This is a genomic window from Soonwooa buanensis (assembly GCF_900167905.1).
Lineage (GTDB): Bacteria > Bacteroidota > Bacteroidia > Flavobacteriales > Weeksellaceae > Soonwooa > Soonwooa buanensis.
Map to the genome: position 1 here is coordinate 145,723 of NZ_FUYZ01000006.1, position 23,087 is coordinate 168,809.

Annotated in this window: 15 protein-coding genes and 1 tRNA gene; 15 read left to right on the forward strand and 1 reads right to left on the reverse strand. The window is 37.1% G+C overall.

Annotated features, from left to right (window positions below; translation table 11 throughout):
• The 15 genes from B5X62_RS10020 (at window position 1) to B5X62_RS10090 (ending at window position 21,489) form a co-directional block, all read left to right on the forward strand.
• Window positions 1-1,086 carry an efflux RND transporter periplasmic adaptor subunit gene (locus B5X62_RS10020; RefSeq protein ID WP_079667286.1) on the forward strand — a complete coding sequence of 362 codons (1,086 nt, stop codon included), beginning with the start codon at window positions 1-3 and terminating at the stop codon, window positions 1,084-1,086.
• A 118-nt stretch (window positions 1,087-1,204) separates the two neighbouring features.
• Window positions 1,205-4,306, forward strand: coding sequence for an efflux RND transporter permease subunit (locus B5X62_RS10025; protein WP_079667325.1), 3,102 nt, complete (start codon window positions 1,205-1,207; stop codon window positions 4,304-4,306).
• 184 nt (window positions 4,307-4,490) lie between these two features.
• Window positions 4,491-5,675 (forward strand): elongation factor Tu, encoded by a 1,185-nt coding sequence (gene tuf, locus B5X62_RS10030; protein WP_079667287.1) that lies wholly within the window; start codon window positions 4,491-4,493, stop codon window positions 5,673-5,675.
• A 52-nt stretch (window positions 5,676-5,727) separates the two neighbouring features.
• A tRNA-Trp gene (locus B5X62_RS10035) sits at window positions 5,728-5,798 on the forward strand.
• A gap of 14 nt (window positions 5,799-5,812) precedes the next feature.
• The gene (secE, locus tag B5X62_RS10040; RefSeq protein ID WP_079667288.1) at window positions 5,813-6,019 is read left to right on the forward strand and encodes a preprotein translocase subunit SecE; all 207 of its coding nucleotides are present in this window, start codon (window positions 5,813-5,815) and stop codon (window positions 6,017-6,019) included.
• An 11-nt stretch (window positions 6,020-6,030) separates the two neighbouring features.
• A complete protein-coding gene (gene nusG, locus B5X62_RS10045) occupies window positions 6,031-6,576 on the forward strand; it encodes a transcription termination/antitermination protein NusG (protein WP_079667289.1) in 546 nt (181 codons plus the stop codon).
• Window positions 6,577-6,658: 82 nt separating this feature from the next.
• Window positions 6,659-7,501, forward strand: coding sequence for a T9SS type A sorting domain-containing protein (locus B5X62_RS10050; RefSeq protein WP_079667290.1), 843 nt, complete (start codon window positions 6,659-6,661; stop codon window positions 7,499-7,501).
• A 596-nt stretch (window positions 7,502-8,097) separates the two neighbouring features.
• Window positions 8,098-8,541: a 50S ribosomal protein L11 gene (gene rplK / locus B5X62_RS10055; protein ID WP_079667291.1), complete on the forward strand. Its 444-nt coding sequence runs from the start codon at window positions 8,098-8,100 to the stop codon at window positions 8,539-8,541.
• 5 nt (window positions 8,542-8,546) lie between these two features.
• Window positions 8,547-9,239: a 50S ribosomal protein L1 gene (rplA, locus tag B5X62_RS10060; RefSeq protein ID WP_079667292.1), complete on the forward strand. Its 693-nt coding sequence runs from the start codon at window positions 8,547-8,549 to the stop codon at window positions 9,237-9,239.
• 12 nt (window positions 9,240-9,251) lie between these two features.
• Complete coding sequence (gene rplJ / locus B5X62_RS10065) at window positions 9,252-9,821, forward strand: 50S ribosomal protein L10 (RefSeq protein ID WP_079667293.1); 570 nt, start codon at window positions 9,252-9,254, stop codon at window positions 9,819-9,821.
• 49 nt (window positions 9,822-9,870) lie between these two features.
• On the forward strand, window positions 9,871-10,239 hold the full coding sequence (gene rplL, locus B5X62_RS10070) for a 50S ribosomal protein L7/L12 (RefSeq protein WP_079667294.1): 369 nt from the start codon (window positions 9,871-9,873) through the stop codon (window positions 10,237-10,239).
• A gap of 105 nt (window positions 10,240-10,344) precedes the next feature.
• Entirely contained in the window at window positions 10,345-12,468 is a 2,124-nt protein-coding gene (locus B5X62_RS10075) for a Tex family protein (protein ID WP_079667295.1), read from the forward strand.
• Between the two features lie 431 nt (window positions 12,469-12,899).
• Complete coding sequence (rpoB, locus tag B5X62_RS10080) at window positions 12,900-16,727, forward strand: DNA-directed RNA polymerase subunit beta (RefSeq protein WP_079667296.1); 3,828 nt, start codon at window positions 12,900-12,902, stop codon at window positions 16,725-16,727.
• Between the two features lie 87 nt (window positions 16,728-16,814).
• The gene (gene rpoC / locus B5X62_RS10085) at window positions 16,815-21,080 is read left to right on the forward strand and encodes a DNA-directed RNA polymerase subunit beta' (RefSeq protein WP_079667297.1); all 4,266 of its coding nucleotides are present in this window, start codon (window positions 16,815-16,817) and stop codon (window positions 21,078-21,080) included.
• Window positions 21,081-21,183: 103 nt separating this feature from the next.
• The gene (locus B5X62_RS10090; RefSeq protein WP_079667298.1) at window positions 21,184-21,489 is read left to right on the forward strand and encodes a DUF3467 domain-containing protein; all 306 of its coding nucleotides are present in this window, start codon (window positions 21,184-21,186) and stop codon (window positions 21,487-21,489) included.
• Between the two features lie 262 nt (window positions 21,490-21,751).
• Here B5X62_RS10090 and glyA read toward each other — a convergent pair whose 3' ends face one another.
• Window positions 21,752-23,023, reverse strand: coding sequence for a serine hydroxymethyltransferase (glyA, locus tag B5X62_RS10095; protein WP_079667299.1), 1,272 nt, complete (start codon window positions 23,021-23,023; stop codon window positions 21,752-21,754).
• Window positions 23,024-23,087: the final 64 nt, after the last annotated feature.

Here is a 23,087-nt window from a genome sequence, read left to right on the forward strand (position 1 = left end):
ATGAAACAGTTAATCATTATTCCGACGGTTGTTATTGGACTTTTTTCTTGTTCTAAAAACGAGAAAGACGTCAAAGCGCCGATACAGAAAGGATTTGAACTTAGTAATACAATGTATGCAACCACCAAATTCGCAAAAGTTGAAAAGAAATTTATAGAAAACGAAATCAGTTTTTTTGGAAAAATTGCAGCCGACAAAAATAATTACATCGATGTGTTTCCGTTGGTTGGCGGTAATGTGTTGAGTGTTAATGCAGAACTTGGCGATTATGTCCGAAAAGGTCAAGTCTTGGCGACCATTAGAAGTACAGAGCTTGCGGAAGTTCAGAAGGATGTTAGCGATGCTAAAACCGATTTGGTGGTGGCGCAAAATAATCTTCGTGTGGCTAAAGAAATGTACGAAGGCAAACTAACCACCGAAAAAGATGTGCTCGAAGCCAAAAGTCAAGTGAAAAAAGCACAAGATCAAATGCAACGCGCCAATGCGGTTAGTACGGTTTACAATGTTAAAAAAGGAAATATTTATTCAGTGTTGGCGCCGATTAACGGTTACATCGTTCATAAAGACATTAATAAAGACATGCAATTGCGCAGCGACAGAAGTGACAATATTTTTGATGTGGCGAATACCAAAGAGGTTTGGGCGATTATGAACATTAATGAAGCTGATATTGATAAAATCCATTTGGGTATGAAAGCGGAAGTTTCGACTTTGACATATCCTGACAAAACTTTCTTTGGTAAGATTGATAAAATTTTTAAAATCATTGATCCAAATACCAATGCGATGCAAGCCAAAGTTATTTTGGATAATTCTGACGGTCTACTTATTCCAGATAGTAAAGCGACGATAAAAGTGACTTCTACAGATAGTACGACTGCGCTTGCGGTTCCGTCCAAAGCGGTGATTTATGATGACAACCGCTATTTTGTTGTGGTTTTTAAATCAAGAACTAACATCAAAGTCAAAGAGGTTAAAATTCTTAAACAAGTTGGCGACGTCACTTACATTTCCGAAGGCGTTTCCGAAGGCGAAGAAGTGATAACCAACAACCAACTTTTAATCTATCGATCATTAATTGTTTAGAAATTTGATTTAAACTTTCTTTTCATTTTTTCCTTTTTTTGAAAGCATTTAGAGCAATTAATTCTAATTGTTCAGGATGCTACTAACCAACATTTCTGAAAACTTTCAAAAAATTATTATGAACAAATTCATTAAAAATATAATTTCATTTTCATTAAAAAATAAAGCCTTTACTTTTATTTGGGTTGCTATTTTGGCGGTCGCGGGTTTTATCAGTTTTAAAAATATGCCGATTGAAGCATTTCCTGATGTAACCAATACGCAGATTGTCATCATTACCCAATGGAATGGAAGAAGCGCCGAAGAAGTAGAACGTTTTGTGACCACGCCTGTTGAGCTTGCGATGAGCTCGGTTCAGAAAAAAACAAGCGTCCGAAGTACAACGATGTTTGGACTTTCTATTGTTAAAATTCTGTTTGATGATGGCGTAGATGACACATTTGCACGGAATCAAGTCAACAACCAACTTCGGACAGTTAGTCTTCCCAACGAAGTCGATCCAGAAGTGCAGCCGCCTTATGGACCAACTGGCGAAATTTTTAGATATACTTTAGAAAGTGAAACCAAAGATTCTCGAGAATTGCTAACACTTCAGAATTGGGTGGTTGATCGTGCGCTGCGCGGCGTTCCTGGCGTTGCGGATATCAATGTTTTTGGTGGTCAAGAGAAAGTCTACGAGTTGAGTATCGATCCACGACGTTTGGATAAATATAATTTGACGCCACTACAAGTTTATGACGCGGTGACACAAAGTAACCTGAATGTCGGTGGTGACGTCATCGAAAAAAATGGGCAAGCTTATGTTGTTCGTGGGATTGGACTTGCAAAATCGATTGAAGACATTGAAAATATTAGCATTCAGAATGATAGTGGAAATCCAGTTTTGGTTAAATATATTGCAGAAGTCCACGAGTCGTCGATGCCAAGAGTTGGACAAGCGTCACTTAACCATCATCCAGATACCGTCGAAGGAATTGTTGTCATGAGAAAGGGTGAAAACCCACGCGAAGTTCTGGTCGGTGTCAAAGCAAAAATTAAAGAGCTTAACGAAAAGATTCTTCCAAAAGGTGTGAAGATGGTGACGTTCTATGATCGCGATGACCTTATGGATTTTACGACAAAAACGGTGATGCATAACCTTATCGAAGGGATTATTTTGGTAACTGTTATTGTTTTTATTTTTATGGCGGACTGGCGAACGACCTTTATCGTGTCTATTATTATTCCGTTGTCGTTGTTGTTCGCGTTTTTGTGTCTTAATCTCGCTGGAATGAGCGCCAATCTTTTATCGCTTGGTGCTGTCGATTTCGGGATTATCATCGATGGCGCCGTCGTCATGGTTGAAGGACTTTTTGTAATGCTCGACCATCGTGCTCATAAATATGGCATGGATCGGTTTAACAAAATGGCAAAAGGCGGTTGGATTAAACAAACCGGAACTGGGCTTGGAAAAGCGATTTTCTTTTCAAAATTAATTATCATCACATCTTTGCTGCCGATTTTTGCATTCCAGAAAGTTGAAGGCAAAATGTTTTCGCCACTAGCTTATACTTTGGGATTTGCGTTGTTGGGTGCATTACTTTTTACATTGACCTTAGTGCCGGTTTTATCGCATTTACTTTTAAATAAAAACGTAAAAGAAAAAAATAATCCGTTTGTTAATTTTTGGGACAGAATCGTATTAGCAGGATTTTCATTCACTTTTAAAAATAAAAAGAAAAGCATCATTATCGCGCTTGGCATTTTGGGAAGTGTTTTGTTTTCTGCAAAATTCCTTGGTACCGAATTTCTTCCGCAACTTAATGAAGGTTCGCTATGGATAACTGCGGAGATGCCGATGAGTTCTTCGCTTAAAGAATCTCTGAAAACAGCGGATGAGCTTAAAAAAGATATCATGAGCTTTTCGGAAGTAACTGGCGTTTTGGCACAAACAGGACGTAGTAACGACGGGACCGATCCTAATGGTTTTGGATTCGTTCAGTTTGCAGTTAATCTTGCGCCACGCGATCAGTGGAAGCGTAAGATAACTTACGACGAACTTATTGAAGAAATTGATGCTAAACTTAGAAATTATCAAGGGATAACATTTAATTATTCTCAACCGATTTCCGATAACGTTGCTGAGGCGGTTGCAGGTTTTAAAGCTGAAAATGGTATTAAAATCTATGGCGACAATCTTAATACCTTGGATCGTTTGGCAGAAGATGTTTTAAAATCGATTAAAAATGTTGATGGTGTTAAAGATGCCGGAATTATTAAAAATATTGGTCAACCAGAAGTTGTCGTGGTGCTTGACCGTAATAAGATGGCAGCTTATGGTGTGATGGCATCGGATGCGCAAGCGGTTTTAGAAATGGCTTTCGGAGGGAAAACAGCTTCGGAAATGTTTGACGGTGAAAGGAAGTTTCCGATTAGATTACGTTACTCCGAAGAATATCGAAAGAACGAAACCGATATCGCATCGTTGATGGTGCCGACGCAAGATGGTTCTAAAATTCCTTTAAAAGAGATTTCTACAATTGAGAAGGATAATGGCGCGGCGTTTATTTATAGAGATGATATCAAACGTTATATCGGTGTTAAATTTTCTATCCGTGATCGTGACTTGGGAAGCACTATCGCCGATGCACAACAGAAAGTTGCTGACATCAAGTTGCCAGAAGGCTATTCGGTTGGTTGGACAGGACAGTTCGAAAATCAACAGCGTGCGACGCACAGACTTGGACAAGTGGTGCCGATTAGTTTTATAATGATTTTCTTCTTGTTATTTATTCTATTCGGGAACATGAAAGATTCGTTGTTGGTTTTAGCCAATGTTCCGTTTGCTTTAATCGGCGGGATTTTGGCTCTACATCTCACCAATATGAATTTCGGAATTTCGGCTGGCGTTGGGATGATTGCCTTACTTGGGATTTGTATCCAAAATGGTGTGATTTTAATAACGGAGTTTCATCATAACGTTAAATTGGGATTAAGTTTGGAGGATTCCATTTTCCAAGGTGTTAAAGTTAGGACGCGTCCAGTAGTGATGACGGCTATGATGGCGTCGATAGGATTATTGCCAGCTGCATTGTCAACAGGTATTGGCTCTGAGTCACAAAAACCTCTAGCTATCGTTATTATAGGCGGTTTGATAACTGCAACTGTGTTAACCTTGTTGATATTTCCTATTATATTTTGGATGTTTAACAGAAATAAAAAAGAAATATCTTTTGAATAATTTTGAACTAATTAATAATAAGTTTTCGAAAGTGAATTTTTTTTGTAAATTTGCATCTGAAAAATAAATAGGTGTAAATGTTGGTGAATTTTTAAAAAAAATATCAAAAAATATTTTGGTATTAAAAAAATCACTATATTTGCACACCTAAAAATTGAATTGTAAATAATTAAATATTAAAGTCATGGCAAAGGAAACGTTTAATCGTAACAAACCCCACTTGAACATTGGTACTATTGGTCACGTTGACCATGGTAAAACTACTTTAACTGCTGCGATCAGTAAAGTATTAGCTGATAAAGGTCTTGCTGAGAAAAGAGATTTCTCTGCGATTGACTCTGCACCAGAAGAAAAAGAAAGAGGTATTACTATCAATACTTCACATATTGAATACGAAACTGAAAACCGTCACTACGCTCACGTAGACTGTCCAGGTCACGCCGATTATGTTAAGAACATGGTAACTGGTGCTGCTCAAATGGATGGTGCAATCTTAGTATGTGCTGCAACAGATGGTCCAATGCCTCAAACTAGAGAGCATATCCTTCTTTGTCGTCAGGTAAACGTACCTAGAATTGTTGTATTCATGAATAAAGTGGATATGGTTGATGATCCAGAATTGTTAGAACTTGTTGAAATGGAATTAAGAGATTTATTATCTACTTATGACTATTCAGAAGATTCTCCAGTAATCGCTGGTTCTGCATTAGGAGCGCTTAACGGTGAGCCAAAATGGGTTGCAACTGTTGATGAATTGATGAACGCTGTAGATACTTGGATCGAGCAACCAGTTAGAGATTCAGATAAGCCATTCTTGATGCCAATCGAAGACGTATTCTCTATTACAGGTAGAGGTACTGTAGCAACTGGTAGAATCGAGGCTGGTGTTATCAACACTGGTGATCCAGTTGATATCGTTGGTATGGGTGATGAAAAATTAACTTCTACTATTACAGGGGTTGAGATGTTCAGAAAGATCCTAGATAGAGGTGAAGCTGGTGATAACGTAGGTCTATTGTTGAGAGGTATTGAAAAAACTGACATCAAGAGAGGTATGGTAATCGCTAAGAAGGATTCAGTAACTCCACACAAAAAATTCAAAGCAGAGGTTTATATCCTTTCTAAAGAAGAAGGTGGTCGTCACACACCATTCCATAACAAATACCGTCCTCAGTTCTACGTAAGAACAACTGACGTTACAGGTGAGATCTTCTTACCAGAAGGTGTTGAGATGGTAATGCCTGGTGATAACTTAACTATTACAGTAGAATTGTTACAACCAATCGCTCTTAACGTAGGTCTTAGATTTGCGATCAGAGAAGGTGGTAGAACAGTTGGTGCTGGTCAGGTAACTGAAATTATCGACTAATATCGAAAATATATAAAAGTTCCGCAAGGAAGCTTGCGGAACTTTTTAATCTACGGGCATCGTCCAATGGTAGGATACCGGTCTCCAAAACCGTTGATCAGGGTTCGAGTCCTTGTGCCCGTGCTAATAAGAATTTTATGAGTTCGCTAATTGATTTTTTGAAAGGTTCTTACACAGAGTTTAAAGATAAGGTAGAGTGGCCGAAGTGGCCAGATTTGCAATCTTCAACTATCGTTGTTGCAATATCTACTGTTATTCTAGCTATGTTTACATTCGGTGTAGATACTTTGTTTAGTACGACAATTAAGAATTTTGTATCTTCTTTAATTAATATATTTAACTAAGGTTTTCTGCGATGGGTGAGTTGAAATGGTATGTGCTGAAAGCAATCAGCGGGCAGGAAAATAAAGTTAAGAACTATATTGAGAACGAAATGAGAAGACTTAACATGGAGTCTTATGTTACTCAGGTCGTTATTCCAATGGAGAAAGTTATCTTAATTAGAAATGGTAAAAAGGTTCCTAAAGAAAGACCTTATTATCCAGGTTATCTAATGGTAGAAGCGGATCTAGTAGGTGAGGTGCCTCACATCATCAAAAACATTCCGGGGGTTATTTCTTTCTTAAGTTTAACTAAAGGTGGAGATCCTGTACCGATGAGAAAATCAGAGGTTAACAGAATGTTAGGTAAGATGGATGAGTTGTCAGAATTTGCAACAGATGTTGAAATCCCTTACGTAGTTGGAGAGAATGTGAAAGTTATCGATGGTCCTTTCAATGGATTTAACGGTACTATCGAAAAAATTCTTGAAGAGAAGAAAAAACTTGAAGTGTCAGTTATGATTTTTGGTCGTAAGACACCTATGGAGCTTAGCTTCGTACAAGTAGAAAAAGTAGGATAAAAAAAATTATACTATATTTGAAACCACTCAATCGAGTGGTTTTTTTAATTATATTTGTTTATATTTGAATAAATATTAATATATGTGTAATAAAAAAATCTACTTTTCATCCATAATTGGATTATGTTTAGGATTTAGCAATTTAAACGCTCAGGATTTAACCTTGTTTGATCAGCAACAACAGTCTAATGGTACCGCAATTAGTGGTTCTTCTTCAGTTTCTAGAAGTATTCATATTGCAGATGATTTCATTTTAAATGATAATTCTAAACTTACTAAAATTACTTTGGAAGGTGCTCAGATTTACGCCAATCTTGCTAGTATTTTGCGTTCTGTTGACTTCTATATTGTAGAGGGTGAAATTTTAAATACAGAGCCAGGGAGCGAGAACGTTGTGTATCAATCTGTAGATAGTCTAGATGGTATTATTTTGGAAAGTAGTGGTATGGTGCAAGACTTTATGATTGATTTAAGTTCTAAGAATGTGAATCTACAAGCCAATAAAAAGTATTGGATTATTTTCAGTGCTAATATTAACGCACCATATCCTTCAAATTTAACAGATTGGCACAACTATCCAGGGGTTAACACTTCGGGAACAAGTCTTGCGCGAACTTATACCAATGGAGCTTGGAGTAATTTGGTCTCTGGTTTAACTTTCAAAATTGAAGGTAAAAATGTGTTGGGGACTTCCGAATTGTTTTCAAACAAAACTTCTGTTTTTGCAGAAACTCTTGTGAGTCATAATTTGAATATTATAGCTAAAGATTTTGAAAGTATATTGGTGTACGACTCTACGGGACGTCTAGCTATAACTTCTCGTAAGTCAATTGTGGAAGTTTCAGGACTGGCTTCAGGAACTTATTTTGGGCTTATCACTCTTAAAAATGGAAAAAAAATAACATCTAAATTTATAAAAAAATAACTTTATATAAAGTTTTCTTTAAATATAAAATGGTCAGAATTAGTTCTGGCCATTGTTATTTTATTATGTAGTCGTTTTTGTGTTCGATTGGCAGCAGTTAGATTTTCAATGGATTATAGCTTGAATATTTGCTTCTAATAATTTATAATGAGTATTGCAGAAATGTAAAAATATTTAACGACAGAATGTTTAATACTTATTAATCTACAAGAAAATCAAGTTTTTACTTTTTAAAGAACGCATTTACAGTCGATAATAATGTTTATAAATATAAATGTTTGTAAGTGAAATTGCATTTTTGTAATAATAATAACATCAGTATTATTAAAGTAGTTTGCCTATTGTTGCTATTAGAATCTAAGATTTTCAATTTTTTACATATTCAGTTTTATAACAACTTTTATATAATACCTTGTAACAATATATCTATTTGTTTTTTTTAAATAATCTGAATTTTAGTAGATTAGTGTTTGTAGATTCAAAAATATTTTATAATTTTGCAATCCGAAATACCATCTTGTTGGGTGAGACAACAATTTGGTATGAATAAATAATGCTTCCAAATTCATTAATTATTCACACAAAAACAAATCAAAATGGCTAAGAAAGTCTTTAAAATGGTTAAGCTTCAGGTGAAAGGAGGTGCAGCAAACCCTTCGCCACCAGTAGGTCCAGCATTGGGTTCTGCAGGTGTTAACATCATGGAGTTTTGTAAACAATTTAACGGAAGAACTCAAGACAAGCCAGGACAAGTTTTACCTGTAGTTATTACGGTTTACGAAGATAAATCTTTCGAATTCGTAATCAAGACTCCTCCAGCAGCTATTCAGTTGATGGAAGCTTCTAAGGTAAAGAAAGGTTCTGGAGAACCAAACAGAAACAAAGTAGGATCTGTATCTTGGGATCAAGTTAAAAAAATCGCTGAAGATAAAATGGCAGACCTTAACTGCTTTACAATGGATTCAGCTTTAAGTATGGTTGCAGGAACTGCAAGATCTATGGGATTAAGAGTAACAGGAACTAAACCAACAAACGCGTAAGAATTATGGCAACATTAACAAAAAAGCAAAAGGAAGCTTTAGCAAAAGTAGAAAAGAACAAAGCTTATTCATTAGAAGAAGGTTCTGCTTTAGTGAAAGAAGTAAACACTGCAAAGTTTGATGCTTCTGTAGATATCGCTGTAAGATTAGGCGTTGATCCAAGAAAAGCTAACCAAATGGTAAGAGGTGTTGTATCTCTTCCTCATGGTACTGGTAAGGATGTTAAAGTTCTTGCTTTAGTAACTCCAGATAAAGAAGCAGAAGCTAAAGAAGCTGGTGCTGATTATGTAGGTCTTGATGAGTACTTACAAAAAATAAAAGATGGTTGGACAGATGTTGACGTTATCGTTACTATGCCAGCAGTTATGGGTAAACTAGGTCCTTTAGGACGTGTATTAGGTCCAAGAGGTCTAATGCCAAACCCAAAATCTGGTACTGTTACAATGGAAGTTGGTAAAGCGGTTTCTGAAGTGAAATCTGGTAAAATCGACTTCAAAGTTGACAAATATGGTATTATCCACGCTGCTATCGGTAAAGTATCTTTCGATGCTGATAAAATCAAGGAAAATGCTCAGGAATTAATCCAAACTCTAATGAAGTTAAAGCCAACTGCGGCTAAAGGTGTATATGTTAAGTCTATCTACCTTTCTTCTACTATGAGTCCAGGTATTGCCATTGACACGAAATCTGTAAACTAAAATCGAGAAGAAATGACAAAAGAAGAAAAAGTATTAGTAATACAAGATATAAAAGATCTACTACAAGATGCTAAAGTTGTTTATGTAGCTGATCTTGAAGGATTGAATGCTGGTCAGACTTCAGATTTTAGAAGACAAGCTTTCAAGCAAAATATCAAAGTAAAAGTTGTTAAAAATACACTTTTACAAAAAGCTATGGAGCAAGTTGAAGGTGTAGATTATTCTGAAATGTTCCCAACTTTCAAAGGGAATTCAGTAGTAATGATCTCTGAAACTGCTAACGCTCCTGCTAAATTAATCCAAGGATTCAGAAAAAAAGCTGAAAAACCAGCTCTTAAATCTGCATTCTTACAAGAAACAGTTTATGTTGGTGATAACAACCTAGACACTCTTGCTAACATCAAGTCTAAGGAGGAGATGATCGGAGAAATCATTGGATTACTTCAATCTCCAATCCAAAGATTGGTATCTGCATTACAAAACAAAGCAGAAGCTGCTACAGAAGTAGAAGCTCCAGCTGTAGAAGAAGTAAAAGCAGAAGAAGCTCCAGCTACTGAAACACCAGAAGCTAGCGCAGAATAATTAAACTCAAAACAAATCAATAAAGTTCAACAAACAAAACATTAATACAATGTCAGATTTAAAAAATTTAGCGGAAACGCTTGTAAACCTAACTGTAAAAGACGTTAACGAATTAGCTACTATCCTTAAAGATGAGTACGGAATCGAGCCTGCTGCTGCTGCTGTAGTTGTAGCTGCTGGTGGTGCTGGTGATGCTGCTGAGGAAAAAACTGAATTCGACGTAATCCTTAAGTCAGCTGGTGCTTCTAAATTAGCTGTTGTTAAATTAGTAAAAGATTTAACTGGTGCTGGTCTTAAAGAAGCTAAAGATATCGTAGACGGAGCTCCTTCTCCAATCAAAGAAGGTGTATCTAAAGACGAAGCTGAAGCGCTTAAAAAGCAATTAGAAGAAGCTGGTGCTGAAGTTGAATTGAAATAATTTTCAATTTATATAATACATGAAGCCATCCCAATTTGGGGTGGCTTTTTTGTTGATTCTTTTTTCTAAAAAACATTTTTTATCTTCGCTTTTCTAATTTTTGAAATGGACAAAACGGAATTTATACACAATCATATTCAACTTTCTAATTCATCGATTAATGCAACACTTCAGCTTTTTGATGAAGATTGCACAATTCCGTTTATTGCACGATACAGAAAAGATAAAACAGGGAATTTAGACGAAGTTCAAATTGAACATATTCAAAAACATTCTAAAAATTTTGATGAAATTCTTAAACGAAAAACTTCGGTATTAAAATCTATTGAAGAACAAAATTTGTTGACACCTGATTTAAAATCTAAATTAGAAAATGCCTTCGATTTGCAATTGATTGAAGATTTGTATTTGCCATTCAAGAAAAAGAAAAATACAAAAGCAGAAGTTGCACGGAGCTTAGGTTTAGAGCCTTTAGCGAAAATCATAATGTCTCAAAATTCTAATGATTTACTTTTTACCGTATCAAAATATGTTAAAGGAAAATTGGAGTCTGAAGAAGAAGCTTTACAAGGCGCTCGAGATATTATCGCAGAATGGCTGAACGAGAATTTGTACATCAGAAAGCAACTCAGATTTTTATATCAAAGAAAAGCTACAATTTCTTCAAAAGTGGTTAAAACCAAAGAAAGTGAAGAGGCTGCACAAAAGTTTAGTCAATATTTCGATTGGGAAGAAAATTTGTCGAGAATTCCTTCGCACAGATTGTTGGCGATGCTTCGTGCAGAAGCCGAATCTTTTGTAAAAGTAAAAATCAATGTCGATAAAGATGAAGCTTTAGAATTGATTGAAAAAGCAGTTATCAAATCAAAAAATGCTTGCGCCGAACAAATTGAATTGGCAGCAAAAGATGCTTTTAAAAGATTGTTAGAACCTGCAATCTCCAATGATGTTTTATCTGAAGCCAAATTGAAAGCCGACATCAAAGCGATTGATGTTTTTTCTGAAAATTTAAAACAGCTTCTTCTCGCTGCACCTTTGGGTGAAAAACGAATTTTAGCCATCGATCCCGGTTATAGAACGGGTTGTAAAGTTGTTTGCTTGGACGAAAAAGGAGATTTGATACACAACGAAACCATTTATCCACATGCGCCTCAAAATGAAAGCGGAATGGCGATGAAGAAAATTCGATCGATGGTGAACGCTTACAATATTGAAGCAATTTCTATCGGAAATGGGACGGCGTCTCGCGAAACGGAGTTTTTCATTAAGAAAATTGCGTTTGATAAACCGATTCAGGTTTTTGTCGTTTCTGAGGCTGGAGCTTCGATTTATTCAGCTTCCAAAATTGCTCGTGATGAGTTTCCTAATTATGATGTAACTGTTCGTGGTGCGGTTTCCATTGGTCGACGACTTTCTGATCCTTTGGCGGAATTGGTTAAAATTGATGCAAAATCCATCGGCGTTGGACAATATCAACACGATGTTGATCAAAGTTTATTAAAAGAAGAACTTGACTCGACAGTGATGCGTTGCGTGAACTCCGTTGGTGTGAATTTGAATACCGCGAGTAAATCGCTTTTGAGTTACGTTTCTGGAATTGGTGAAAAGATGGCCGAAAATATCGTCACTTATCGTTCAGAAAATGGTTCGTTTAATTCAAGAAAAGAATTAAAAAAAGTTCCTCGTTTGGGCGAAAAAGTATTTCAACAAGCGGCAGGTTTTTTAAGAATTCGTGATGCTGAAAATCCATTAGATAATTCTTCGGTTCATCCAGAAGCTTATTCTTTAGTGGAAAAAATGGCGAAAGACCTAAAAACTTCGGTGAAGGATTTAATTTCAAATAAAGATTTAATTTCAAAAATTCAAGCTTCCAATTATGCCAATGCTGAAGTTGGTATTTTGGTAATTCAAGATATTTTAAAAGAATTAGAAAAACCTGGTCTCGATCCTCGAAAAGCAACAAAGGTTTTCGAATTCGATAAAAATATTAGAAAACTTTCTGACGTGAAAGTAGGCATGATTCTTCCTGGGATTGTCAATAACATTACAGCTTTCGGGTGTTTCGTAGATATCGGAATTAAAGAAAGTGGTTTAGTTCATATCTCCCAACTTAAAGAAGGTTTTGTTTCGGATGTTAATGAAGTTGTGAAGCTGCATCAACATGTTCAAGTGAAGGTTGTAGAAATTGATGAACAAAGAAAACGCATTCAATTGACGATGATTTTTTAATGAAATATTTAAAAGTACCGACAATCGGTACTTTTATTTTTTTATGAAATGTTTAACGCTTTTCAGAAATGCAAGCACTTGTGAGTCAGGATAAAAAATTGTATCTTTGCACCTCATTTTGGGCTTAATAATAAACTTTTTATAGGTAACAATACTTTAGAACCTCTTGTGTCTTCGGCTACAAGGGATTTTGTCGTTTATATAAGTTTTTATTTATTTCCCAAAAATTAATTAGAAAAGAATATTTTGCATTACGCTGTGAAAAGATATACCAGCGTTGCTTAGAATTAGAATCAAGAACTAAGATAAAGATTTAAAACCAATTCTGATAGCCCAAAAATCAAGTGTTTTTCTTCTTTTTCAAAATTCTGCTTCTGCTTCGATATTTTTGAGATAAACAAAATATTTTTTAACCTTTTTCTTGTAATTTTATGAGTAAAACACAGGCAAATTCAAAAATCAAAGGGACTGAAAGAATCAACTTTTCTTCTGCGAAAGGTAAGATTGTAACTCCTGACTTTTTGGATATCCAAATCCAGTCTTTCAAGGATTTTTTCCAGTTAGACACGCTTCCTGAACAACGTCTTAATGAAAGCCTTTATGGTACGTTCCAGGAGAATTTTCCAATTACAGATTCTAGAAACCAATTCGTTCTAGAATTCTTAGATTATCTAGTAGATTCGCCACGTTATTCTATCGACGAGTGTGTTGAGAGAGGTTTGACGTACAGCGTTCCGTTAAAAGCTAGATTGAAATTGTATTGTACAGATCCAGAACACGAGGACTTCCAAACGGTTGTTCAGGACGTTTATTTAGGGCCAGTTCCTTACATGACGCCTTCAGGATCTTTCATCATCAACGGAGCTGAGCGTGTTATTGTAACACAGTTGCATAGATCTCCAGGTGTATTCTTCGGTCAAACTTACCACGCAAATGGTACGAAGTTGTATTATTCAAGAATTATCCCTTTCAAAGGATCTTGGATGGAATTTACAACCGATATCAACAGTGTAATGTATGCGTATATCGACCGTAAGAAAAAGTTACCTTTAACAACGCTTCTTAGAGCGATTGGTTATGAGTCTGATAAAGAGATTCTTCAGATTTTTGACCTTGCAGAAGAGGTTAAAGTTAACAAAGCAAACCTTAAAAAAGTACAAGGTAGAACTTTGGCTGCGAGAGTATTGAACACTTGGTTCGAGGATTTCGTTGACGAAGATACAGGTGAGGTTGTTTCTATCGAAAGAAATGAAATTATCCTAGATCGTGAGACTGTTCTAGAAAAAGAACATCTTGATATTATTTTGGAATCTGGGGTTAAGACAATCCTTATCCACAACGAAAATTCTAACGAATTCTCAATCATCCAAAATACATTACAAAAAGACCCAACTAACTCGGAGAAAGAAGCTGTAGAATATATCTACCGTCAGCTTCGTAACGCAGATGCACCAGATGAGGAAACAGCTAGAGGAATTATCGAAAAATTATTCTTCTCAGAGCAACGTTACTCTTTAGGTGAAGTAGGTCGTTACAGATTGAACAAAAAATTAGGTCTTAACATCGCTGAAGATATTCAAGTTTTAACTAAAGAAGATATTATCTCTATCGTTAAGCACTTGATCGAGTTGGTAAACTCTAAAGCGGAAGTTGATGATATCGACCACTTATCTAACAGAAGAATTAAAACTGTTGGTGAGCAATTATCAGGACAATTTGGTGTTGGTCTTTCAAGAATCGCTCGTACGATTAAAGAAAGAATGAACGTTAGAGATAACGAAATCTTTACACCACTAGACCTTGTTAATGCTAAAACTTTAACATCAGTTATTAATTCATTCTTTGGTACCAACCAGCTATCTCAGTTCATGGACCAAACCAACCCACTTTCAGAAATCACGCACAAGCGTAGACTTTCTGCTCTAGGGCCTGGAGGTTTATCAAGAGAAAGAGCAGGTTTCGAGGTTCGTGACGTTCACCATACACACTATGGTCGTATCTGTCCAATCGAAACGCCGGAAGGACCAAACATTGGTTTGATCTCTTCATTAGGTATCTATGCAAAAATTAACCAATTAGGTTTCATCGAGACGCCTTATCGTCAAGTTGAAAACGGGAAAGTAGATTTGGACAGCGCTCCGATTTACCTTAACGCAGAAGACGAAGAAGATAAAGTAATCGCACAAGCGAACGTTGAGATGAAGGATAACGGAGAAATCGCTACAGACCGTGTGATTGCACGTCTAGATGGTGACTATCCAGTTGTTGAGCCTCAGCAAGTTGACCTTATCGACGTTGCACCTAACCAGATTTCTGGTATTTCGGCTTCATTGATTCCTTTCTTGGAGCATGATGATGCGAACCGTGCGTTGATGGGATCTAACATGATGCGTCAGGCTGTTCCTCTACTTAGACCACAAGCACCTATCGTTGGTACAGGTCTAGAAAAGCAAGTTGCTAGAGATTCTAGAATCTTAATCAATGCTGAAGGTACTGGTACTGTAGAATATGTTGATGCTAACAAGATTACTATTAAATATGACAGAAGCGAAGATCAAGATCTAGTTTCTTTCGATACAGGTACTAAAACTTATAACTTAACTAAGTTTAGAAAAACCAACCAATCTACAACAATCACGTTGAAGCCAATCGTAAGAGTTGGTGACGTTGTTGAGAAGGGGCAAGTTCTTTGTGACGGTTACGCAACTGAAAACGGAGAATTAGCTTTGGGTAGAAACTTGGTAGTTGCCTTCATGCCTTGGAAAGGTTACAACTTTGAGGATGCTATCGTAATTAACGAGAAAGTAGTTCGTGAGGACTGGTTTACGTCAATTCACGTTGATGAGTATTCTCTAGAAGTTCGTGATACCAAATTAGGTATGGAAGAATTAACAGCAGATATCCCTAACGTTTCTGAAGAGGCTACTAAAGATCTTGACGAAAACGGTATGATCCGTATCGGTGCAGAAGTTAAGCCTGGTGATATTTTGATTGGTAAGATTACACCAAAAGGTGAGTCAGATCCAACACCAGAAGAAAAACTTCTTCGTGCAATCTTCGGTGATAAAGCTGGTGATGTTAAAGATGCTTCGTTGAAAGCCGACTCTTCATTAAGAGGTGTTGTTATCAACAAGAAGTTATTCTCTAGAAACATCAAAGACAAAAAGAAAAGATCTGAAGAGAAAATCAAACTTGAAGAAATCGAAAATACTTACAAAGCTAAATTCGATGATTTAAGAAATACGTTGATCGAAAAACTTAACATTTTAGTGTCAGGAAAAACATCACAAGGTGTTAAAAATGACTTGGATGAAGAGGTAATCGGTAAAGGTGTTAAATTCACTCAAAAGTTATTGACAAGCGTTGAGGATTATGTTAACATTAGCGGTTCTGACTGGACAGTTGATGCGGACAAAAATGAATTAATCAAACAATTAATCCACAACTATAAGATTAAGTATAACGATATCCAAGGTGTGAAAAACAGAGAGAAATTCGCACTTTCTATTGGAGACGAACTTCCTGCAGGTATCATGAAGTTGGCTAAAGTCTATATCGCTAAAAAACGTAAACTAAACGTTGGTGATAAGATGGCAGGTCGTCACGGTAACAAAGGTATCGTATCAAGAATCGTTCGTGAAGAGGATATGCCATTCTTAGAAGACGGAACACCAGTAGATATCGTATTGAATCCACTTGGGGTACCTTCTCGTATGAACATTGGTCAGATCTACGAAACCGTTCTTGGTTGGGCTGGTAAGAAGTTAGGATTGAAGTTCGCAACGCCAATCTTTGATGGTGCAGAGCTAGATCAAATTACGGAATACACAGACAAAGCATCACTTCCTGCTTATGGTAACACTTATCTATTCGATGGTGGTACAGGTGAGAGATTTACACAACCTGCAACAGTTGGGGTAATCTACATGCTTAAGTTAGGACACATGGTAGATGATAAGATGCACGCACGTTCTATCGGACCTTACTCATTAATTACGCAACAGCCATTAGGAGGTAAAGCGCAATTCGGTGGTCAGCGTTTCGGAGAGATGGAGGTTTGGGCATTAGAAGCATTCGGTGCATCTAATATCCTTAGAGAAATCTTGACTGTTAAGTCGGATGACGTGATTGGTAGAGCGAAAACGTATGAGGCGATCGCGAAAGGAGAAGCAATGCCAGAACCTGGTATTCCAGAATCTTTCAACGTATTACTTCACGAGTTACAAGGTCTTGGACTTGACGTAAGACTAGAAGAGTAATTTTAAATTTTGAATTATAAATTTTGAATTATAAAAATTCAGAGCAATTAATCTAAAATCTAAAATCTAAAATCTAAAATCTAAACAATGTCAAATAAAAATAAATCAAGTAGATTTAGTAAAATCACTATCGGTTTAGCTTCACCAGAATCTATTCTTCAAGAATCTAGAGGGGAAGTTCTAAAACCAGAAACAATTAACTATCGTACGCACAAGCCAGAAAGAGATGGTTTGTTCTGCGAAAAAATATTTGGTCCTGTAAAAGACTACGAATGTGCTTGTGGAAAATACAAACGTATCCGTTACAAGGGTATCGTATGTGACCGTTGTGGTGTAGAAGTTACAGAGAAAAAAGTAAGACGTGAAAGAATTGGTCACATCGGACTTGTTGTGCCAGTTGCACACATTTGGTATTTCCGTTCTTTACCTAACAAAATCGGTTACTTATTAGGTATTCCTTCTAAGAAGCTAGATATGATCATCTACTACGAAAGATATGTAGTGATCCAACAAGGTATTGCTAAAAAAGCAGACGGTTCAGATTTCGAGGATAAAGAATTCCTTACAGAAGAAGAATATCTAGATGTTCTAGAAACGCTTCCAGTGGAGAATCAATATCTTGACGATTCTGATCCTAACAAATTCGTTGCTAAAATGGGTGCCGAAGCTGTTGAAGAATTGTTGAAGAGAATCGACCTAGACGCATTGTCATTCGATCTTCGTCACAAAGCTCACAACGAAGGTTCTAAGCAAAGAAGAACTGAAGCATTAAAAAGATTAAATGTTGTTGAAGCCCTTAGAGGTGCTAATACAAGAATGATCAACCGTCCAGAGTGGATGGTAATGCGTGTTCTTCCAGTTATACCACCAGAATTAAGACCATTAGTTCCGTTGGATGGTGGACGTTTTGCAACATCGGATCTTAACGACCTTTATAGAAGAGTTATCATCAGAAACAACCGTCTTAAGAGATTATTGGAGATCAAAGCGCCAGAAGTTATCTTAAGAAACGAAAAGCGTATGCTTCAAGAATCGGTTGATTCATTATTCGATAACACAAGAAAGTCTTCTGCAGTTAAGTCGGAATCAAACAGACCATTGAAATCACTTTCAGATTCATTGAAAGGTAAGCAAGGTCGTTTCCGTCAAAACTTATTAGGTAAGCGTGTTGACTACTCAGCTCGTTCGGTAATTGTTGTTGGGCCTAGCCTACAATTGCACGAGTGTGGTCTTCCAAAAGATATGGCAGCTGAACTTTACAAACCATTCATCATTAGAAAACTAATCGAGAGAGGAATTGTAAAAACAGTAAAATCTGCTAAACGTATCATCGATAGAAAAGAGCCTGTAGTTTATGATATCCTAGAAAACGTGATGAAAGGTCACCCAGTTCTTTTGAACAGAGCACCTACGCTTCACCGTTTGGGTATCCAAGCATTCCAGCCTAAGATGATCGAAGGTAAAGCAATCCAACTTCACCCATTGGTAACAACGGCATTCAACGCCGATTTCGATGGTGACCAGATGGCGGTACACTTACCTTTAGGTCCAGAAGCAATTTTGGAAGCTCAGTTATTGATGTTAGGTTCTCAAAACATCCTAAACCCTGCGAACGGTTCTCCAATTACGGTACCTTCTCAGGACATGGTTTTGGGTCTATATTTCATGACAAAACAATTGGATTCTACAGAAACTATGAAAGTTAAAGGTGAAGGCCTTGCTTTCTATTCTCCAGAAGAAGTAGAAATTGCTTACGCTGAAGGACAAGTTTCTTTAAATGCAAAAGTAAGATGTCGTCTTCCAGTTAAAGAAAATGGCGAATTGGTAACTAAACTTATCCCAACAACTGTTGGTAGAATTTTGTTCAACCAAATCGTTCCTAAGCAAGTAGGTTATATCGATGAATTGTTGACTAAGAAATCTCTTAGAAACGTTATCGGTAGAATCCTTGCAGATACAGACTTCCCTACAACGGTTAAGTTCTTGGATGATATGAAAGACTTAGGTTATTCTAACGCATTCAAAGGAGGTCTTTCGTTCTCATTAGGTGACATCGTAGTTCCTGCTGAGAAGAAAACAATGATTGCTACGGCTATCGAATCTGTCGACGAAATTAAGGCTAACTATAACATGGGTCTTATCACCGATACAGAACGTTATAACCAAGTTATTGACGTTTGGACTAATACCAATGCGTCTCTAACAGAAATGATCATGAGCAGAATGAAAACTGACCAAGGTGGTTTCAACTCTGTATATATGATGCTTGACTCTGGTGCGAGGGGTTCTAAGGAACAGATCCGTCAGTTATCAGGTATGAGAGGTTTGATGGCAAAACCGCAAAAAGCTGGTTCTGTTGGTGCTGAGATTATCGAAAACCCAATTATCGCGAACTTTAAAGAAGGTCTTTCGATTTTGGAGTACTTTATCTCTACCCACGGTGCTCGTAAAGGTCTTGCGGATACCGCTCTTAAAACTGCCGATGCTGGTTACTTAACACGTCGTTTGGTTGACGTTGCTCAGGATGTTATCATTACTGAAGAAGATTGTGGTACATTAAGAGGTACAGAAGTTACACCACTTAAGAAAAATGACGAAATCGTTGAGAAGATTTCTGAAAGAATCTTAGGTAGAGTATCACTTCACGATATCTACGATCCAGAATCTGACGAGTTAATCGTAGAAGCAGGAGAATTGATTAATGAAGCATTAGCTAAAGCAATCGAAACTGCTGGTATCGAGTCTGTAGAAGTACGTTCTCCATTAACTTGTGAAGCTAAAAAAGGTATATGTTCTAAGTGTTATGGACGTAACCTAGCAACAGGTAAGATGATCCATATGGGTGAAGCAGTTGGTGTAATCGCTGCACAATCTATTGGTGAGCCTGGTACACAGTTAACATTGAGAACCTTCCACCAAGGGGGTACTGCAGGTAACATTTCAGAAAATCCTTCTATCGTTGCAAAACGTGATGGTATTGTTGAGATGGACGAAGTTAGAACTATTACTTCGGAAGACGAAGACGGAAATACAGCAGAAATCGTTGTATCTCGTTCAACAGAATTCCGTTTGGTGATGGATAACGAAGCACGTACACCTATCATGGTTGCTAACTTACCTTATGGTTCATCATTATTTGTAAAACCAGGTGAGAAAGTTTCTAAAGGAACGATGATCGCTAAATGGGATCCATATAACGCGGTAATTATTGCGGAAACTGCTGGTAAAGTAGAATACGAAGATATTATCCAAGGGGTTTCATTCGCTCTAGAAATTGACGAACAAACAGGATTCGAAGAGAAAGTTATCTCTGAATCTAGAAATAAGAAAGCTGTACCAACACTTAAAGTTGTAGACTCTAAAGGTGTTGAACAAAAAGCTTACAACCTTCCAGTTGGTGCCCACCTTATGGTTAACGACGGGGAAAAAATTAAGGCTGGTAAAGTCTTAGTTAAGATCCCAAGAAAATCTGCAAAAGCGGGGGATATCACCGGAGGTCTTCCAAGAGTTACCGAATTGTTCGAAGCTCGTAACCCATCTAACCCAGCGGTTGTTACAGAGATCGACGGTGTAGTATCTTACGGTAAGATCAAGAGAGGTAACCGCGAATTGGTTGTAGAAGCTAAAACTGGTGAAATCAAGAAATACCTAGTTAAACTTTCTAACCAAATCTTGGTACAAGAGAATGACTTCGTAACAGCTGGATCTCCATTATCAGACGGATCAGTTACGCCAGACGATATCCTACACATCAAAGGTCCAACTGCGGTACAAGAATACTTAGTAAACGAGATCCAAGAGGTTTACCGTTTGCAAGGTGTAAAAATCGACGACAAACACTTCGAGATTATCGTTCGTCAGATGATGACAAAAGTTTCGATTGTAGATGGAGGCGATACGCAGTTCCTAGAAGGTGCATTAGAGCATAAATATGATTTCTTAGAAGAAAACAACAGAGTATTTGGACTTAAAGTAGTTGTTGACGCTGGAGATTCTAAAGACCTAAAACCAGGTCAGATGATCACAGCTAGAGAGCTACGTGACGAAAACTCGAAGTTGAAGCGTGAAGACCAAGCTTTAGTACAAGTACGCGAAGCACTTCCTGCAACAGCAACGCCAGTATTACAAGGTATTACAAGAGCAGCGTTACAGACTAAGTCATTCATGTCAGCAGCATCCTTCCAGGAAACAACCAAAGTACTTAACGAGGCAGCAGTGTCTGGTAAAGTAGATTACTTAGGAGGTCTTAAAGAAAACGTAATTGTAGGACACAGAATCCCTGCAGGTACAGGTCTTAAAGAATACCAAAACGTAATCGTTGGTTCTAAAAAAGAATTCGAAGACATCAACTAAAATTTCAATTATAGATTACGAATTATAAATTTTAAATGATATATTCGTAGTCTATAATTTTAATCTAAAATTTAAAATCCAAAATCTAAAATTTTAAAACAAAATGGACAACAATCAAAATCAAGATCCTAACAACATCAACATCCAACTTAACGAAATGGTAGCTGCTGGTGTATACTGTAACTTAGCATTAGTTAACCACTCTCCATCAGAGTTCGTTATGGATTTCATCCAATTAATGCCAGGTGTACAACAAGCTAACGTAAGATCAAGAGTAATCTTGGCTCCACTTCACGCGAAGAGAGTATTAGCTGCGTTACAACAAAACATCGCTAACTACGAGCAACAATACGGAGAAATCAAAGAAGTTGAACCTTTCGTATTAGGAGGTAACAACGTACAAGCTTAAGATTTTTCTTAACATATCAGAAGTCCCGATTCTACCAAGAGTCGGGACTTTTTTATTTTGGGCGTGCCACATGACGGCTCGTTCGGACGCTCGCTGTTGCTAATGCTCCGCAAATATTCGTAGATATATCATAATTAATTAAGCGAAGTTTAGCATGACTTTCTAACAATTGAAAAGGTGAAGTTGCTTTCGCAAACTTGGTTAAAAAAAAATTCCAAAGCCTTACGACTTTGGAATTTTATTTATTTTAAAAACGAAAATTTTAGTAATTGAAAAGCGCTTTTCCTTCCATTAGTTGGTTAACTTTCGTTCTAACAGATGCTAAAACTTCTTCGTTTTTGATGTTATCAACCACTTCAGAAATTAGAGAAGCAATAGCTTCCATATCATTTTCTTTAAGACCTCTTGTTGTAATTGCAGCTGTCCCTAATCTAATACCAGATGTTGTGAATGGTGACTTATCATCAAACGGAACCATATTCTTATTACATGTGATATCGGCTTTTACTAAAGCTTTTTCGGTTTCTTTACCGTTGACATTTTTGTTACGAAGATCCACCAACATCAGGTGATTATCAGTTCCGCCACTTACGATATCAAAACCATTTGCAATCATTGCTTTTGCTAAAGCTTGCGCATTGGCTTTCACTTGTTTTGCATAAACCTCAAATTGTGTATCAATCGCTTCTCCGAAAGCTACCGCCTTACCAGCAATAACATGCTCTAGCGGACCACCTTGGATACCTGGAAAAACGGCACCATCCAAAACTTGGCTCATCATTTTGATGTCACCTTTTGGTGTTTTGTGCCCGTAAGTGTTTTCAAAATCTTTACCCATCATAATCATACCACCACGAGGTCCACGAAGCGTTTTATGTGTTGTTGTCGTCACCACATGACAATGATCGAAAGGATTATTAAGAAGTCCTTTAGCAACGAGACCTGCTGGATGCGCAATATCAGCCCAAAGTGTAGCACCAATTTCGTCAGCCACTTCACGGAATTTAGCATAATCCAAATCTCTAGAATATGCAGAGAAACCAGCAATCATCATTTTTGGTCTTTCACGAAGCGCTACCTCACGCATTTGATCATAATCGATAAGTCCTGACTCACGATCTACGCCATAAGAAACAACATCATATTGTATCCCAGAAAAGTTAACCGCAGAACCGTGTGTTAGGTGACCTCCCATCGAAAGATCCATTCCCATAATTTTGTCGCCAGCTTTTAACACAGCTAAATAAATTGCAGCATTAGCCTGAGAACCGGAATGTGGCTGTACGTTAACATAGTCTACACCGAAAAGTTGTTTTGCACGTTCGATCGCCAAAGTCTCAACCTCGTCTACCACTTCGCAACCACCATAATATCTTTTACCAGGATAACCTTCTGCATACTTGTTAGTAAGCACACTTCCCATCGCTTTCATTACATTATCTGACACGAAGTTTTCTGATGCGATAAGCTCGATGCCATGTGTTTGTCTTTGTTTTTCTTTCTCGATAAGGTCGAAGATGATATCCTGATTCATTGTTTATTTGTTTTAAAATTTATCTTGTACGAATTTAAGCCAATTGCCACTGATAACCAAATTA